Source organism: Acidovorax sp. FG48 (genome assembly GCF_057809085.1).
The window spans coordinates 177,424-192,109 of the sequence record NZ_JBMDJH010000001.1; the positions used below are offsets into that span (position 1 = coordinate 177,424).

Sequence of the window (14,686 nt, forward strand, 5' to 3'; positions counted from 1 at the left end):
AATACAGGCGCCCTCTGGAACTTCGCCGGAGCGGCCCCACTCTATCCATTGCGCAAGACGATTGCGCGGCGTACAGTTTTAACGTTGCGAAGCCTTTCGGGCCCCTGGGTTCCGACTGACCTCCTGGAGCGCTTCTCCTCCCTCCCTCTCTTATTCGTTTCGGGACGCTTCGCAACCTTTTTATTCCAGGCGCCGGCCAGAGGGGGCCGGCCATGAAAATTGCCATCATCGGCTCCGGCATCTCCGGGCTCTCCGTCGCGCACCAGCTGCGCGGCCAGGCGGACATCACCCTGTTTGAGGCGGGCGACTACTTCGGTGGGCACACCCACACCGTCGATGTCACCTTGCCCGATGCGTCGGGCACCCCCGTCACCCACGGCGTGGACACCGGGTTTCTGGTGTTCAACGAGCGCACCTACCCCAACCTGATCCGCCTGCTGGCCGAGTTGGGCGTGGAGACGGCCAAATCCGACATGTCGTTCTCGGTGCAGGTGCCTGCCGCCCTGGGCGGTGGCCGCGCGCTGGAATGGAGTGGCACCAACCTGAGCACCGTATTTGCCCAGCGCTCCAACCTGGTCAACCCGCGTTTTCTGGGCATGCTGCGCGACCTGCTGCGCTTCAACAAGCTATGCACGCGCATTGCCGAAAAGCAGGCGGAGGCCGCGCTGATGCAGCCCCTGGGAGACTTCCTGCGCGAGCACCGCTTTGGCGACGCGTTCCGCGACTGGTACTTCTTGCCCATGCTGGGCTGCATCTGGAGCTGCCCCACCGACCAGATGCTGAAGTTCCCCGTGGCCACCATGATCCGGTTCTGCCACAACCATGGCCTGATCCAGGTGAGCAACCGGCCGCAGTGGTGGACGGTGTCCGGCGGCGCGCGCCACTATGTGGACAAGATCGTGGCGGGCATTGCCGACAAGCGCCTGAACACCCCCGTGCGCCGCATTGAGCGCGATGCCGCCGGTGTGCGCGTGGTGACTGCAGACCGCACCGAACACTTTGACAAGGTGGTGCTGGCCACACACTCCGACCAGTCGCTCGCGCTGCTGGCCCAGCCCACGACGCAGGAGCGCGCCGTGCTCGGCGCCATCCGCTACCAGGCCAACCGCGCCGTGTTGCACACCGATACGTCGGTGCTGCCCCAGCGCCGCGCCGCCTGGGCCGCTTGGAACTATGAGCGCGCCCAACAGCGCAGCCGCGAGTCGGCCCGCGTGTGCCTGCACTACCTCATCAACCAGCTGCAGCCCTTGCCGTTTGCGCAGTCCGTGGTGGTGTCCCTCAACCCGGTGCGTGACATTGCGCCCGAGCATGTGATCGGCAGCTACGAATACGCCCACCCGGTGTTCGACATGGCCGCCATCCGCGCGCAGCAGCAGGTGGGCAAGCTGCAAGGGCAGCAGCACACCTGGTTCTGCGGCGCCTGGACGGGCTATGGCTTCCACGAAGACGGGCTCAAATCTGGCCTGGCCGTGGCCGAACAATTGCGGGCAGCCCTGCCAGCCCCCCTGGCGGAGGCCGCGTGAGCCACGCCCCAGCCCCATCCGCAGCGCCCCTCATCGGCTTCGGCCAGGTGCGCCACACGCGGCTGCGGCCCCGGCGGCACGCGTTTGCCTACCCCACGTTTTTCCTCATGCTGCCGATGCGCAGCCTGAGCGGCACACACACGCCGCTGGCGGTGAACCGCGGCGGTGCCATCAGCTTCCATGATGTGGACCACGGCGACGGCCGCAGCGCCGCACAGGGCGGGGCGCTGGCGTGGCTGGACGAGCTGCTGCGCACCGAAGGCATCACCGACGCCACGGGCGAGGTCTGGCTGCACTGCTACCCCCGCGTGCTGGGCTACACCTTCAAGCCCGTGAGCTTCTGGTATTGCCACCGTGCGGACGGCCACCTGCGCGCCATCGTGGTCGAGGTGAACAACACCTTTGGCGAGCGCCACTGCTACCTGCTGGACGCGCCGCAGTACGGCGTGGAACAGCGGGCGCGCAAGGTGTTCCATGTGTCTCCCTTTTGCGAGGTGAGCGGCGGCTATCGCTTCCGCTTCATGCGCACCGAGGCCAGTACCAAGGCCGGTGCACAGGATGCGGGCCGCACCGTGGTGCGCATCGACCACGACGACGATACCGGCCCCCTCATCCAGACCAGCGTGAGCGGCACCCTGCAGGCCATTACCCCAGAGACCCTGCGCCAGGCACTGTGGGGCTACCCCGCCATGACGCTGGCCATCATTGCCCGCATTCACTGGCACGCGCTGCAGCTGTGGCTCAAGCGCGTGCGTTTCCACCGCAAGCCCGAGGCGCCCGCCGCCGCCGTGAGCCGTTGATTTCCATGACGAACGAGACCGCCATGAACTCCACCACCGCCCCCCGCTCTGCCCAGACCCTGCCCGCCGGCACCCCCGCAGCCGCACGCACAGCGCTCAAGCTGCTGCACAAGCTGCAGCACGGTCACCTCACGGTGCAACTGCCCGACGGCACCCTGCAGCACTTCGGCCACGGGAACGGTCCCTCGGCCGCGATCACGCTCAAGAACTGGAATGTGTGCAGCGCCGCACTCAAGTCGGGCGACATCGGCTTTGCCGAGAGCTACATCGCGGGCGACTGGACCACGCCGCACCTCACCGACCTGCTCAAGCTCTTCATCGCGAACCGCCAACAAGTTGAAGGCGTGATCTACGGCACCTGGGCGGGCCGCCTGCTGTACCGCATCAAGCATTTGCTCAACCGCAACACCCGCGCCAACAGCCAGAAGAACATCCACGCCCACTACGACCTGGGCAATGCGTTCTACGAACTCTGGCTGGACGACACGATGAACTATTCGTCCGCTTGGTTCGAGGGCGATGCGGGCGGCGACATGCGCAAGGCCCAGCACGCCAAAGTGCGCCGCGCGTTGCGTATGGCCGGCGTGCAGGCGGGCGACCGCGTGCTGGAGATCGGCTGCGGCTGGGGCGCGCTGGCCGAGATGGCAACCGTCGAATTCGGCGCCCGCCTGACGGGGGTGACGCTGTCCACCGAGCAGCTCGCGTTTGCGCAAAAGCGCATGGCGCAGCAGGGGGTGGCCGAGCGTGCCGACCTGCGCCTGCAGGACTACCGCGACATCCAGGACGGCCCGTACGACGCCATCTGCTCCATCGAGATGGTCGAGGCCGTGGGCCGCGAATACTGGCCCACCTACTTCCAGTCGGTGAACCGGCTGCTCAAGCCCGGTGGCAAGGCCTGCATCCAGAGCATCGTCATCGACGACAGCCTGTTCGACCGCTACATCAGCTCTACCGACTTCATCCAGCAATACATTTTCCCCGGCGGCTGCCTGCCCTGCCCGCGCGAGTTCCGCCGCGAGGCCGAGACGGCGGGCCTGCGTGTGGTGGACGAATTCGCGTTCGGCCAGGACTACGCCGAAACCCTCAAGCGTTGGCGCGAACGTTTTCTGGCGCAGCGCACCCAGATCCTGCAGCTGGGCTTTGACCAGCGCTTCATGCACATCTGGGAGTTCTACCTCGCGTACTGCGAAGCGGCTTTTGCGATGAGCAACATCGACCTGGTGCAGTACACGCTGGCCAAGGACTGATCAAGGACCGAGAGTTGCTATGAAAAACATAGCTATTGCCACAATATTCACTATCGCATTGATGGCTTTTGGCCCTCAAACCGCGCTGGCGCAGGTGGCAGAGGCCAGCGCCGCCGCTGCAGCCCCGCTGTCGGGTGCGCGGCTGGTGGGGCAGGGCGTGCTGCGCTTTCTGGGGTTTGAGATCTACCGCGCGCGGCTGTGGGTGCAGCCCGGCTTTGATGCCGACAACTATGCAGCCCACCCCTTGGCGCTGGAGCTGACCTACCACCGCGATTTTTCGGCCGACGCCATCGCCAAGCGCTCCATCGAGGAGATGCGCCGCGTGGGCAGCTTCACGCCCCAGCAGGCCGCGCGCTGGCAGCAGGCGCTGGCCGCCGCCTTGCCAGATGTGAAGGCGGGCGACCGGCTGCTGGGCCTGTACCAGCCCGGCGCGGGCGCCGTGTTCAAGATGGGCGGGCGTGTGGTGGGCGAGGTGCCCGACGCCGAGTTCTCGCGCCTGTTCTTCGGCATCTGGCTGTCGCCACAGACCTCCGAGCCCGGACTGCGGCAAGAGCTGATCGCCGCCACCCGCACGGCGGGCCAAGGGCAGCAATGACCACCACCCCGCCCATTCGCGCCGGCCAAGGCCTGGCCTATGGGCTGCTGGGCCTGCCGCTGGCTTTTGTGGCGCTGCCTCTGTACGTGCTGCTGCCCAACCACTACGCGCGCGAGTTCGGCATGCCGCTGGCCACGCTGGGGTCGGTGCTGCTGGCGGCAAGGCTGTTGGATGCGGTGTCCGACCCGCTGCTGGGCCGCCTGTCGGACTACCTGTTTGGCCGCTCGGTGCGCGCCGTGCTGGCGGTGGGCGCGGTGTCTGCCGTGGTGCTGGCACTGGGGCTGACCAGCCTGTTCTTCCCGCAGGTGCGCGGGGCCGATGCGCTCATCGCCTGGGCGCTGGTGGCGCTGCTCATCACCTACACCGCCTACAGCCAGCTGGGCATTGCGCACCAGTCCTGGGGCGCGCGGCTGGGCGGCGACGAGCTGCAGCGCGGCCGCATCGTGGCCTGGCGCGAGGGCGCAGCGCTGGTGGGAGTAGTCACCGCCTCGGTGCTGCCCGCACTGCTGGGCCTGCCAGTCATGCTCAGCGTGTTTGCACTCACCTTGCTGCTGGGCTGGTGGGCGTGGACGCGCGCGCCGCGCCCCACAGGCCACGCGGGCGCCGTGGCCGGCGTGTACCGCCCGCCCCAACGTGCCAGCCTGTGGCGGCCCTGGGGGCGGCCCGCCTTCCGCCGCCTGCTGGCGGTGTTCATGCTCAACGGCATTGCCAGCGCCATCCCGGCCACGCTGGTACTCTTCTTCATCCAGGACCGCCTGCAGGCCCCGCCCGCGCAGGAGCCGATGTTCCTGGCCGCTTATTTCGTCTGCGCGGCGCTGTCCATCCCGCTGTGGCTGCGCGCCGTCGCCCGCTGGGGTCTGGCACGCACCTGGCTGGCCGGCATGCTGCTGGCGATTGCGGTGTTTGTGTGGACGGCGTTCCTGGGTGCGGGCGATGTGGTGCCATTCCTCATCGTCTGTGCGCTGTCGGGCGTGGCCCTTGGCACCGACCTGGCCCTGCCCAGCGCCCTGCTGGCTGGCGTGATTGCCGCCGAGGGCGACAGCGGCCGGCACGAGGGCGCTTACTTCGGCTGGTGGAACTTTGCCACCAAGCTCAACCTGGCGCTGGCCGCAGGCCTGGCGCTGCCGCTGCTGGGCTGGTGGGGCTACACGCCAGGCACACGCAGCGACGACGGCCTGCACACCCTGGGGCTGGCCTACGCCGTGCTGCCCAGCGCGCTCAAGCTGCTGGCAGCGGCGGCGCTGTATTGGCTGGTGCTTCGGCCTGCGCGCGGCGCGGCCAGTGCCTGATTTTTCAAGGGATGCCCAACATGCAAAGACGCCTTCTCCTCTCCGCCGCCGTGGCCGCACCTGTGGTCTTGTCCGGCTGCGCCAGCCAGAACCTCGATGGCTACGCCAGCGAAAAACCGGTGCTGGACCTGGCCCAGTACTTCAACGGCAAGATCGACGCCTACGGAATCTTCCAGGACCGCAGCGGGCAGATCGTCAAACGCTTCACCGTGGTGATGGACTGCAGCTGGAAGGGCAACGAGGGCGTGCTGGACGAAGCCTTCACCTATTCCGACGGCACCACGCAGCGCCGCATCTGGCGCCTGACCAAACATGCCGACGGCCGCTACACCGGCACCGCCGACGATGTGGTGGGCACGGCCAACGGGCAGACGCGCGGCAACGCCTTCCGCTGGAACTACACGCTGGCCCTGCCCGTGGACGGCAAGGTCTACAACGTGGACCTGGACGACTGGATGTACCTCATCGATGATCGCGTGATGCTCAACCGCGCCACCATGAGCAAGTTCGGCGTGCGGCTGGGCGAGATCACCCTGTCCTTCACCAAGCGCGCACCATGAAACTCAACCCTCCCTTGCGCGACTGGAAGGGTCGCCGGGCCTGGCTCATCGGAGCCAGCAGCGGCATTGGCCGGGCCACGGCGGCAGCGCTGCATGCGCGCGGCGCGCAAGTCATCGTCTCGGCCCGGAGCAGCGATGCGCTGAACGCCTTTGTGGTGCAGCACCCCGGCAGCACCGCGCTGGCTTTTGACACGGCTGAACCTGCCCAGGTACAAGCCGCCGCCGCGCAGGTGCTGGCGGACGGCGTGCCCGACCTGGTGTGCTACTGCGCGGGCTACTACCGCGACATGCGCGCGACCGACTTCGACCTGACCGTGATGCTGCGCCACGAGCAGATCAACTACAACGGCGCACTGCATGTGCTGGCCGCCGTGCTGCCCGCCATGCTCACTGCGGCCCAGACGGGGCACCCTGGGCATGTGAGCCTGATCAGCAGCGTGGCGGGGTTCCGGGGCCTGCCCAAGAGCCTGGCCTACGGGCCCACCAAGGCCGCGCTCATCAACCTGGCCGAGGCGCTGTACCTGGACCTGCACGACCTGGGCCTGGGCGTGAGCGTGATCAACCCCGGCTTTGTGGCCACGCCGCTCACGGCGGGCAACGACTTCACCATGCCTGCGCTCATCTCCCCCGAAGCGGCAGCCGACGCCATCCTGCAGGGCTGGGCGCGCGGGCAGTTCGATATTCACTTCCCCAAGCGCTTTACGCGCGTGATGAAGCTGCTGCGGCTGCTGCCCTACCGGTGGTACTTTCCAGCCGTCCGCAAGTTCACGGGACTCTGAGTTTCCATGCAACCCCCTTACACCGCCCCCGCTACCGAAGAAGCCGTCACGCGCGTCATTGCGTTTTTCGAAAACCTGTCGCCCGCCGATGTGGCGACGATCGGCCAGTTCTACGCGCCCCAGGCGCGCTTCAAGGATCCGTTCAACGAGGTGGTGGGCGTGCCTGCCATCCAGGGCATCTTTGCCCACATGTTCGAGGCCCTGGAGCAGCCGCGTTTTGTGGTCACGGGCCGCGTGGTGCAGGGGCAGCAGTGTTTTCTGACCTGGGACTTTCTGTTCGCCTTCAAGGACTTCCACAAGGGCGTGACGCAGACGGTGCGCGGCGCCTCGCACCTGGTGCTGGACGCCCAGGGCCAGGTGACCTTGCACCGCGACTACTGGGATGCCGCCGAAGAGCTGTACGAGAAGCTGCCCGTGGTCGGAGCACTGATGCGCTGGCTCAAGAAGCGCGCCAATAGCTAACAGTGCAAGCCTTCATGCGGCTGCACGGATGCGCGGGTGCCCCGGCAGCGGCACGGCACGCTGCAACACGCCTTCGGCCAGCCACAGCGCGCTGTTCCATGCGCGTTGCGCCACATAGGGCAGCGGCAGCTGCTGGTAGTCGTCGTTGAAGACCTCGAAGCTGTAGTCGCCCTGGTAGCCCATGCCGTCTAGCGTGCGCACCAGCTCAGCCAGCGCCTGGCTGTGCACGCCCTCGCCGGGGAACACGCGAAAGTGCCGCGCAGTCTCGATGCGCTCCTGCACCGTGCGCGTCTCCTGCCACATGAAGTCCGACAACTGCACAAGGTAGATCTTGGCCGGGTCTACATTCTCCAGGGCCGAGAGCGGCGTGCTGGTGGCGAACTGGTGGTACGAGTCGATGGCCAGCCCGAGGTTGGGGCAATCGGCCTGCTCCACGGCCGCCCAGGCCTGGTGCACCTCGTTGATGTGGCGGCCCCACGAGAGGCCTTCAAACGCCACGCGAATGCCGTGCGGCAACGCCAGCAGGGCCAGCTTGCGCAGGTCCCGTGCAATGGCATCGGCGTCGGCCGTGGCGTGTGACGATGTGGAGCTGCAGGCCAGCAGCACGGGCGCACCCAGGTCGCGCGCCATCAGGATCATCTGCTTGGCAATGTCCACCTTGTAGCTGTGCAGGTGGCCTGAGAGGCCTTCAAAATCGCGCAGCACCTGAAAGCCCGTCACGCGCAGGCCGCTGTTGCGCACGGCGTGCACGGCGGCCTCGATGCCCGCAGGGTGGCCCACGATGTCGCGCGCGGCCAGCATGATCTGACCGAAGCCTGCGGCCTGGACGGCAGCGAGCTTGGCCTCCAGCGGCCCGGCCAGGCTGATGGTGTCCATGCCGAAGTCGGCGACGTTGCGTTGCATGGTGGATCGGCGCATGGGCGGTCTCCAGGCTCAGCGCGCGTCGAGCACCAGCTCGAAGCTGGGCGATGCTGCATCGGCACGCGTGAGGGCGCCGCGCGTGCCGGTGTGCACGCCCGTGGGCGACTCCACAAACTCCACGCCCCGCGCACGCAGTGCATTCACAGTGGCCAGCACGTCGGGCGTGCCAAAGGCCACGCGCTGCAGCAGCTCCTCGGGGTCGGCATCCAGTGCATCGACCTGCGGCTCAATCAGTTGCCAGTGCAATGTGCCGCACGGGCTGGACAGGATGCGGCCATGGGTGAGCACGCCAAACGACTGGTTGGGCGCCAGCTCGGCAAAGCCGAACAGCTCGCTGTAGAAGTGGATCCAGTCTGCCGCGCGACCCAGACCGATGTACTGCACCACACCGAACAGGCGCAGGCCCTGCAGCGCGGGCGGGCGCGGGTGGACGGTGGGGATGGGCACAAAGTCCACGTCGTAGATGGAGAACTCTTTCCAGCGGTCCACGAAGTAGATGCGGCTCGCGCCCACACCGTGGATGGCGGGGATGTTCAGCTCCATCACCTCGACCTCGGTGTGCACGGCCCAGGCGCCCAGCTCCAGTACACGGCGAAACGCTGCGGCGGCGTTGCTGACGCGGAATGCGACGGCCGCCAGCACGGGGGCTTCGGTGAGCGCAGGCGGTGCATGCAGGCCCGTGCGCTCGGCATCCTGGTGTGCGTTGACGATGATGTTCATGTCGCCCTGGCGGTACAGCAGCACCTCGCGCGAGCGGTGGCGCGCCACGGGCTGGAAGCCCATGCGCTCCAGCGCCTGGCCCAGCGCTTGCGGGCGGCTGGTAGCGTATTCGATGAACTCCACGCCCTGCAAGCCCAGGGGGTTGGGCAGTTCGCCCAGCGCTTCGCGGGCGGCCATCATCGGGGTGCTCATGGGGTTGGCTCCTTGTGGTTTGCTGCGGGCGTTGGCATCAGCGGGTACTGACCAGGCGGCGGAAATGCGCGTCCATGCGTGCGGCATCGGGCGCCTCGCCAGTGAACAGCTCGAACGCGCCCACAGCCTGGCCCACGGCCATGCCGCCGCCGTCCGACACGCGGCAGCCCAGTGCGCGCGCGGCCTGCACCAGCGCGGTGTCGAGCGGGAAATACACCACCTCAGACACCCACATCGCGGGCCGCAGCAGCGCCACGTCCAGCGGCAGGCCGGGCAGTTTGTCCATGCCCGTGGGCGTGGCGTGGATCAGGCCGGTGGCTTGTGCCATGGCCGCTTGGATGTCAGCCGCTTCGGCCCGGGCGCCGTAGAGCGCATTCACGTCGGCCGCCAGTTGCGCTGCGCGCTCGGGCTGTGCATCGACGATGCTCAGGTGCTCGGCGCCCAGGCGCAACACGGCGTGTGCAATTGCAGCGCCCGCACCGCCTGCGCCCAGCAGCACCACGCGGCGCAGGTCGGCGCCGGGCAGCGCGCGGGTAAAGCCCCAGGCCCAGCCCGATCCATCGGTGTTGTGCCCCACCAGTTGTCCATCACGGATAACCACGGTGTTCACGGCGCCCATAGCGCGCGCTTCTTCGGACAGGCTGTCGAGGTGCGGGATCACTGCCTGCTTGCAGGGGTAGGTCACGTTGCAGCCCGCATAGCCCATGATGCGCGCCGCTGACAACAGCGTGGGCAGATGCTCCACCGAGGACGCCGAGCGGTCCAGGTCAATGAGCTGGTAGTGCAGGCGCATGCCGTGGTGGCGTGCTTCTTCTTCGTGCAGCGCGGGCGACAGCGACTTCTGGATGCCGGCACCGATCAGCCCGATCAGCACCTTGCGGGGGCTTGTGGAGGACATGGTGGACATGGGTGTGGTGACCGGGGGATCAAGCAGCTGGGTGCTCATGGGGCGGGCGGAATGCGGGGTGAATGCACGGCCGGGCGTGGCCAGGCCATGGGCGGCCGTGCGAGGAGGACAGCGTGGGGCTTACTTGCCGCCGCGCAGCTTGGCCAGCGTGGCGTAGACCTCTTTCACCGTCTCGGCGCCGACTTTTTCGCTGTGCTTTTCGACCACGGGCTTGACCTTGGCGCGCAGCTTGTCCAGCTCGGCGGGCGAGAACTCGGACACCTGCATGCCGGCCTTCTTGAGGTCCTCCAGCGCCACGTTGGCCTGCACGCGCGACACACCGCGCTGGAAGGTGGTGGCCTCGGCCATGGCGTCGGTGAGCGCCTTCTGGTCGGCAGGGTTCAGGCTGTCCCAGAACTTCTTGCTCACGATCACGGCCTGGGGGTTGTACATGTGGCGCGTGACGGTCAGGTACTTCTGCACCTCCGCAAACTTGGACGACAGGATGGTGGAGAACGGGTTCTCCTGGCCGTCCACGGCCTTCTGCTCCATGGCGGTGTACAGCTCGGGGAACGGCATGGGAACGGCGTTGGCGCCCAGCGCGTTGAACATGTCGATGTAGATGGGCGACTGGATCACGCGGATCTTGAGGCCCGCAATGTCCTCGGCCTTGGTGATGGGACGCTTGCTGTTGGTGAGGTTGCGAAAGCCCAGCTCCCAGTAGCCCAGGCCGATCAGGTTCTTGGCCTGCAGCTTGTCGAGCAGCTTCTTGCCGAAGGGGCCGTCGGTCACGGCATCAGCCTCTTGGGGCGTAGCGAACAGGAACGGGAAGTCGTAGATGCCGAATTCCTTGGCCTGGGCCGAGAGAATGCCTGCATTGAGCACCGTCATCTCCACCGTGCCACCTTGCAGCGCCGACACCGTCTGCAGGTCGCCGCCGAGCGTGCCGCCGGGGAAGAGCTTGACCGCAATGCGACCGTTGGTCTTGGCCGCCACCAGGTCGGCCAACTTTTGCGCCCCCTGGGCCTGGGGGTGGTCCTTCTGGTTCTGGAAGGCGAACTTGATGGTGCGCTCCTGCGCGTGCGCGGCGGGCAGCAGCGATGCGGCGATGAGGGCCGTAGCGAGCAGGGTTTTGAGCAGCTTCATGGAATGGTCTCCTTGGTTTTTTGGGCAGGCAGAAACGGTAGGCGAGTAGGGGCGGGTCAGCCCCCCAGCAGGCGCAAGGGCACGAGAACGATGGACGGGAACAGCACCAGCAGGAACATGACGATGAACTGCGCCACCATGAAGGGCATGACGCCCCGGGTGACCTGCGACATGGAAATGCGGCCCACCCCGGCCACCACGTTGAGCACGGTGCCCACGGGCGGCGTGATGAGGCCAATGGCGTTGTTGATGATGAACAGCACGCCGAAGTACACCGGGTCGATGCCTGCGGCCTTGACCACCGGCATCAGCACGGGCGTGAGGATGAGGATGGTGGGCGTCATGTCCATCGCGGTGCCCACCACCATGACCAGCACCATGATGGCGATCAGCAGCAGCGTCTGGTTGCCCATGAAAGGCTCCAGCATGCCGATGACAGCGGACGGAAGATCGGCCACGGTGATGAGCCACGCCGACACCATGGCAGCTGCGACCAGGAACATGACCACGGCACTGGTGCGTGCGGAGGTCTGGAAGATCTCCACCAGCTGGCGCAGGCTCAGCTCGCGGTACACGACCATCGCGACAAACAGCGAGTAGACGGCGGCCACCACAGCGGCTTCTGTCGGCGTGAATACGCCCATGCGCAGGCCCACCAGGATGATGATGGGCAGGCCCAGGGCCCACACGGCCTCACGCAGCGCCAGCAGCAACTCGGCGCGCGTGGCCCGCTTGGGCGGCGCCACGTTCTCGCGCCGCACCAGCCACCACCACGTCACGGCCAGCGAGAGCCCCAGCAGCACGCCAGGAACAATGCCCGCCAGGAACAGCTTGCTGATGGACACGTTGGCGGCCACGCCAAAGATCACAAAACCGATGGACGGCGGGATCACCGGCGCGATGATCCCGGCAGAGGCAATCAGGCCCGCCGAGCGCTCCTTGTTGTGCCCAGCCGCCACCATCATGGGCAGCAACAGCGACGCGAGTGCCGCCGCATCCGCCACGGCTGAGCCCGACACTGCCGCCAGGATCACGGCCGCCATGATGGCCACATAGCCCAGGCCACCGGGGACATGGCCCACCACGGTGAGCGCCAGCTTCACGATGCGCTTGGACAACCCGCCCACATTCATGATCTCGCCCGCCAGCATGAAAAAGGGCACCGCCAGAAGCGGAAAGCTGTCCGCGCCATTGATCACGTTTTGCGCCAGGATCTGCGCGTCGAACAGGTCCAGATGCCACATCAGCGCCACGCCGCAGATCAGCAGCGCGTAAGCGATGGGGATGCCGATCGCCATGGCAAGCAGCAGGGAGCCCAGGAAGATGGTGACGGTCATGGTGCGCGTTCCAGTGCAAAGGGGGGATCAGCGGCGCGGGCCTACCGAGGGAGGGGTGGCACTGGCATCTTCCGCGCGGTGTTGCAGCGCCGCGAGTTCTTCGCTCTCCTGCACCATGACCAGTTCGTTGTCGTTCAGCGGCACAAACAGCGTGCGCAGCAGATCACGCAGCAAGATGGCAATGGCGGACCCGCCCATGAGCACGCCGCTGGCGTAGAAGATGCCCACGGACGCCCCCGTGACCGGCGCCTCGGTATCGGCATTGATCACCATCTGCGCCCAACTGCCCTTGAGCAGCAGCCAGGAGACATACAGCATGGCGACCTGCGCCAGAACCAGACAAACCTTTTTGCCCGCGGCAGGCAGGCGAGACACCAGCACGTCGGTACCCAGGTGTCCGTGCTCCCGCAAAGCCACCACGGCTCCCATGAACGTCAGCCACACGAACAGCCAGCGCGACAGCTCTTCGGACACCGTGATGCCCGAGTTCGCGGTGTAACGCAACACCACATTGCCAAACACCAGCACCACCATGATGGCCAGGCACAGGCCGGAAAGCATGTCGAGTGCGCGGGTGTATCGCCCGAGCCAGCGGTCGGCCAGTGCAAGCATGGTGTCTCCAGTCGTTATCGGTTGCTGTTTTTAAATTTTGTACGAACTGGTTAGTATTTGATCTAGGTGCAAACCCTGCTGGTTGGCGGCGGTCAGGCCATGCGGGAAAGGCTGCAATGCAGGGACGCACGGCGCCAGACGCAGAGCGCCCCCGGCTCCGATGTCCGGGAGCACCGCACGGTCAAGGCGCGCAATGCGTCGGAGAAATGCGAATCAGGGCCGCAGAAAGCGCACGATCATTTCAATGATCGATTCACGGCGTTGCGCCGTGGCGGCAGGCGTGTCCAGCGAGCGCTTGAAGATCGCGCCAAAGGTGTGGCGGTTGGCCACGTTGAAAAAGCACAGGGCGGAGATCGACATGTGCAGATCGACCGGGTCCACATCCGGACGAAAAACCCCCGCCGCCACGCCGCGCTGGTACACATCGCGCACGGCATGGATGACCGGGATGTTCAGTTCCTGGATCGTGGCCGATTGGGTGATGTACTCGCCCCGGTGCATGTTCTCGTTCATCACCAGGCGGATGAAGTCGGGGTTGGCGAGCTGGTAGTCCACCGTGAAGCCGACCAGGGTGCGCAGCGCCTGCTCGGGCGCCAGGTCTTCGAGGTGCAGTTCGGACTCGATGCGGCGGATGCGCCGGTAGGCATCCTCCAGCACCGCCACGTACAGACCTTCCTTGCTACCGAAGTAGTAATAGATCATGCGCTTGCTGGTGCTGGTCAGTGCCGCAATCTCGTCGATGCGCGCCCCTGCCAGGCCCTTGTCCGCAAACTCTGCCGTGGCCACCTGCAGGATGTTGGCCATGGTGCGGTCCGGGTCGTTCACGCGCACCCGGTCGGCGCCCGGGGTGGCTGCGGCCTCGCGTGCGGCGCGCTGGCGGGTCGCCCTGGTACCAGCTCCTGGGGGTGGGTTTTGAACCATCTCGTTCATACGCCCGGGAGCATACGGCAAGCGGAGGGTCGAACGGCACAAAGCCCCGCCGCACGCTGCGGCAGGACAGGATCAGGCAGGCTTGGTGTCAGCGAAGCTGGGGCGCTGCATCAGTTTGTCGAGCAGCTTGCCCAGGTTGGGGTATTCGTTGCGCCAGGCGATCTCGGGAAAACGGAACTCCAGCCAGCCCAACGCACAGCCCACCGCAATGTCGGACAGGCTCAGGTGGATGCCGCTGCAATAGGGCTTGTCGCCCAGGCCCTGGCTCATGGACTTGAGACCATCGTTCACCTTGAGCAACTGGCGGTCGATCCAGGCCTGGCTGCGTTCGCTGTCCTTGCGATGGACCCAAGTGGCTTCCAGGCGGGCCAGGATGCCGGCGTCCATCACGCCGTCGGCCAGGGCCTCCCAGGTCTTGACCTCGGCACGTTCGCGGCCCTGGGTGGGGATGAGCTTGCCCACGGGCGACAGGGTGTCGAGGTATTCCACGATGACACGCGAATCAAACACGGCCTCGCCGCCTTCCATTACCAGGCAGGGCACCTTGCCCAGGGGGTTGGAGGCGGAGATGTGGGTGTCGTCTGCCCAGACGTTTTCTTGCACGAACTGGTAGTCGAGCTTTTTCTCAGCCATCACGATACGTACTTTGCGCACGTAGGGGCTGGTGGTGGCTCCGATCAATTTCAT

The 14,686-nt window shown here is 66.5% G+C and carries 16 protein-coding genes; 8 read left to right on the forward strand and 8 right to left on the reverse strand.

The window, feature by feature from the left end:
* Window positions 1-212: 212 nt before the first annotated feature.
* The 8 genes from ACODSU_RS00800 (at window position 213) to ACODSU_RS00835 (ending at window position 7,255) form a co-directional block, all read left to right on the forward strand.
* Window positions 213-1,523 (forward strand): NAD(P)/FAD-dependent oxidoreductase, encoded by a 1,311-nt coding sequence (locus tag ACODSU_RS00800; RefSeq protein ID WP_488839349.1) that lies wholly within the window; start codon window positions 213-215, stop codon window positions 1,521-1,523.
* On the forward strand, window positions 1,520-2,323 hold the full coding sequence (locus ACODSU_RS00805) for a DUF1365 domain-containing protein (protein ID WP_488839351.1): 804 nt from the start codon (window positions 1,520-1,522) through the stop codon (window positions 2,321-2,323). The genes ACODSU_RS00800 and ACODSU_RS00805 overlap by 4 nt, the downstream gene beginning before the upstream one ends.
* Window positions 2,324-2,346: 23 nt before the next feature.
* Window positions 2,347-3,570, forward strand: coding sequence for a class I SAM-dependent methyltransferase (locus ACODSU_RS00810; RefSeq protein WP_488839943.1), 1,224 nt, complete (start codon window positions 2,347-2,349; stop codon window positions 3,568-3,570).
* Window positions 3,571-3,631: 61 nt separating this feature from the next.
* The gene (locus ACODSU_RS00815) at window positions 3,632-4,165 is read left to right on the forward strand and encodes a chalcone isomerase family protein (RefSeq protein WP_015016263.1); all 534 of its coding nucleotides are present in this window, start codon (window positions 3,632-3,634) and stop codon (window positions 4,163-4,165) included.
* Window positions 4,162-5,454 carry an MFS transporter gene (locus tag ACODSU_RS00820; protein WP_488839353.1) on the forward strand — a complete coding sequence of 431 codons (1,293 nt, stop codon included), beginning with the start codon at window positions 4,162-4,164 and terminating at the stop codon, window positions 5,452-5,454. Before ACODSU_RS00815 ends, ACODSU_RS00820 begins: the two co-directional genes overlap by 4 nt.
* Window positions 5,455-5,474: 20 nt before the next feature.
* Window positions 5,475-6,014: a DUF3833 domain-containing protein gene (locus tag ACODSU_RS00825; RefSeq protein WP_210436207.1), complete on the forward strand. Its 540-nt coding sequence runs from the start codon at window positions 5,475-5,477 to the stop codon at window positions 6,012-6,014.
* On the forward strand, window positions 6,011-6,793 hold the full coding sequence (locus ACODSU_RS00830) for an SDR family NAD(P)-dependent oxidoreductase (protein ID WP_309828060.1): 783 nt from the start codon (window positions 6,011-6,013) through the stop codon (window positions 6,791-6,793). Before ACODSU_RS00825 ends, ACODSU_RS00830 begins: the two co-directional genes overlap by 4 nt.
* A 6-nt stretch (window positions 6,794-6,799) precedes the next feature.
* Window positions 6,800-7,255 carry a nuclear transport factor 2 family protein gene (locus ACODSU_RS00835; RefSeq protein WP_015016267.1) on the forward strand — a complete coding sequence of 152 codons (456 nt, stop codon included), beginning with the start codon at window positions 6,800-6,802 and terminating at the stop codon, window positions 7,253-7,255.
* 12 nt (window positions 7,256-7,267) lie between these two features.
* Here ACODSU_RS00835 and ACODSU_RS00840 read toward each other — a convergent pair whose 3' ends face one another.
* The 8 genes from ACODSU_RS00840 to ACODSU_RS00875 all read right to left on the reverse strand — a co-directional run bounded on the left by ACODSU_RS00840 (window position 7,268) and on the right by ACODSU_RS00875 (window position 14,686).
* Window positions 7,268-8,173 carry a sugar phosphate isomerase/epimerase family protein gene (locus ACODSU_RS00840; RefSeq protein WP_422848098.1) on the reverse strand — a complete coding sequence of 302 codons (906 nt, stop codon included), beginning with the start codon at window positions 8,171-8,173 and terminating at the stop codon, window positions 7,268-7,270.
* A gap of 15 nt (window positions 8,174-8,188) precedes the next feature.
* Window positions 8,189-9,088, reverse strand: coding sequence for a VOC family protein (locus ACODSU_RS00845; RefSeq protein WP_110960786.1), 900 nt, complete (start codon window positions 9,086-9,088; stop codon window positions 8,189-8,191).
* Between the two features lie 37 nt (window positions 9,089-9,125).
* Window positions 9,126-9,986: a shikimate dehydrogenase gene (locus ACODSU_RS00850; RefSeq protein WP_043567043.1), complete on the reverse strand. Its 861-nt coding sequence runs from the start codon at window positions 9,984-9,986 to the stop codon at window positions 9,126-9,128.
* 129 nt (window positions 9,987-10,115) lie between these two features.
* Window positions 10,116-11,120 (reverse strand): TRAP transporter substrate-binding protein, encoded by a 1,005-nt coding sequence (locus ACODSU_RS00855; protein ID WP_488839357.1) that lies wholly within the window; start codon window positions 11,118-11,120, stop codon window positions 10,116-10,118.
* 56 nt (window positions 11,121-11,176) lie between these two features.
* Window positions 11,177-12,457, reverse strand: coding sequence for a TRAP transporter large permease (locus ACODSU_RS00860; RefSeq protein ID WP_476017966.1), 1,281 nt, complete (start codon window positions 12,455-12,457; stop codon window positions 11,177-11,179).
* 27 nt (window positions 12,458-12,484) lie between these two features.
* A complete protein-coding gene (locus tag ACODSU_RS00865; protein WP_488839359.1) occupies window positions 12,485-13,069 on the reverse strand; it encodes a TRAP transporter small permease in 585 nt (194 codons plus the stop codon).
* Between the two features lie 213 nt (window positions 13,070-13,282).
* Window positions 13,283-13,999, reverse strand: a complete 717-nt coding sequence (locus ACODSU_RS00870; protein ID WP_060985481.1) for a TetR/AcrR family transcriptional regulator — start codon at window positions 13,997-13,999, stop codon at window positions 13,283-13,285.
* 72 nt (window positions 14,000-14,071) lie between these two features.
* Window positions 14,072-14,686, reverse strand: coding sequence for a glutathione S-transferase N-terminal domain-containing protein (locus tag ACODSU_RS00875; protein WP_056643959.1), 615 nt, complete (start codon window positions 14,684-14,686; stop codon window positions 14,072-14,074).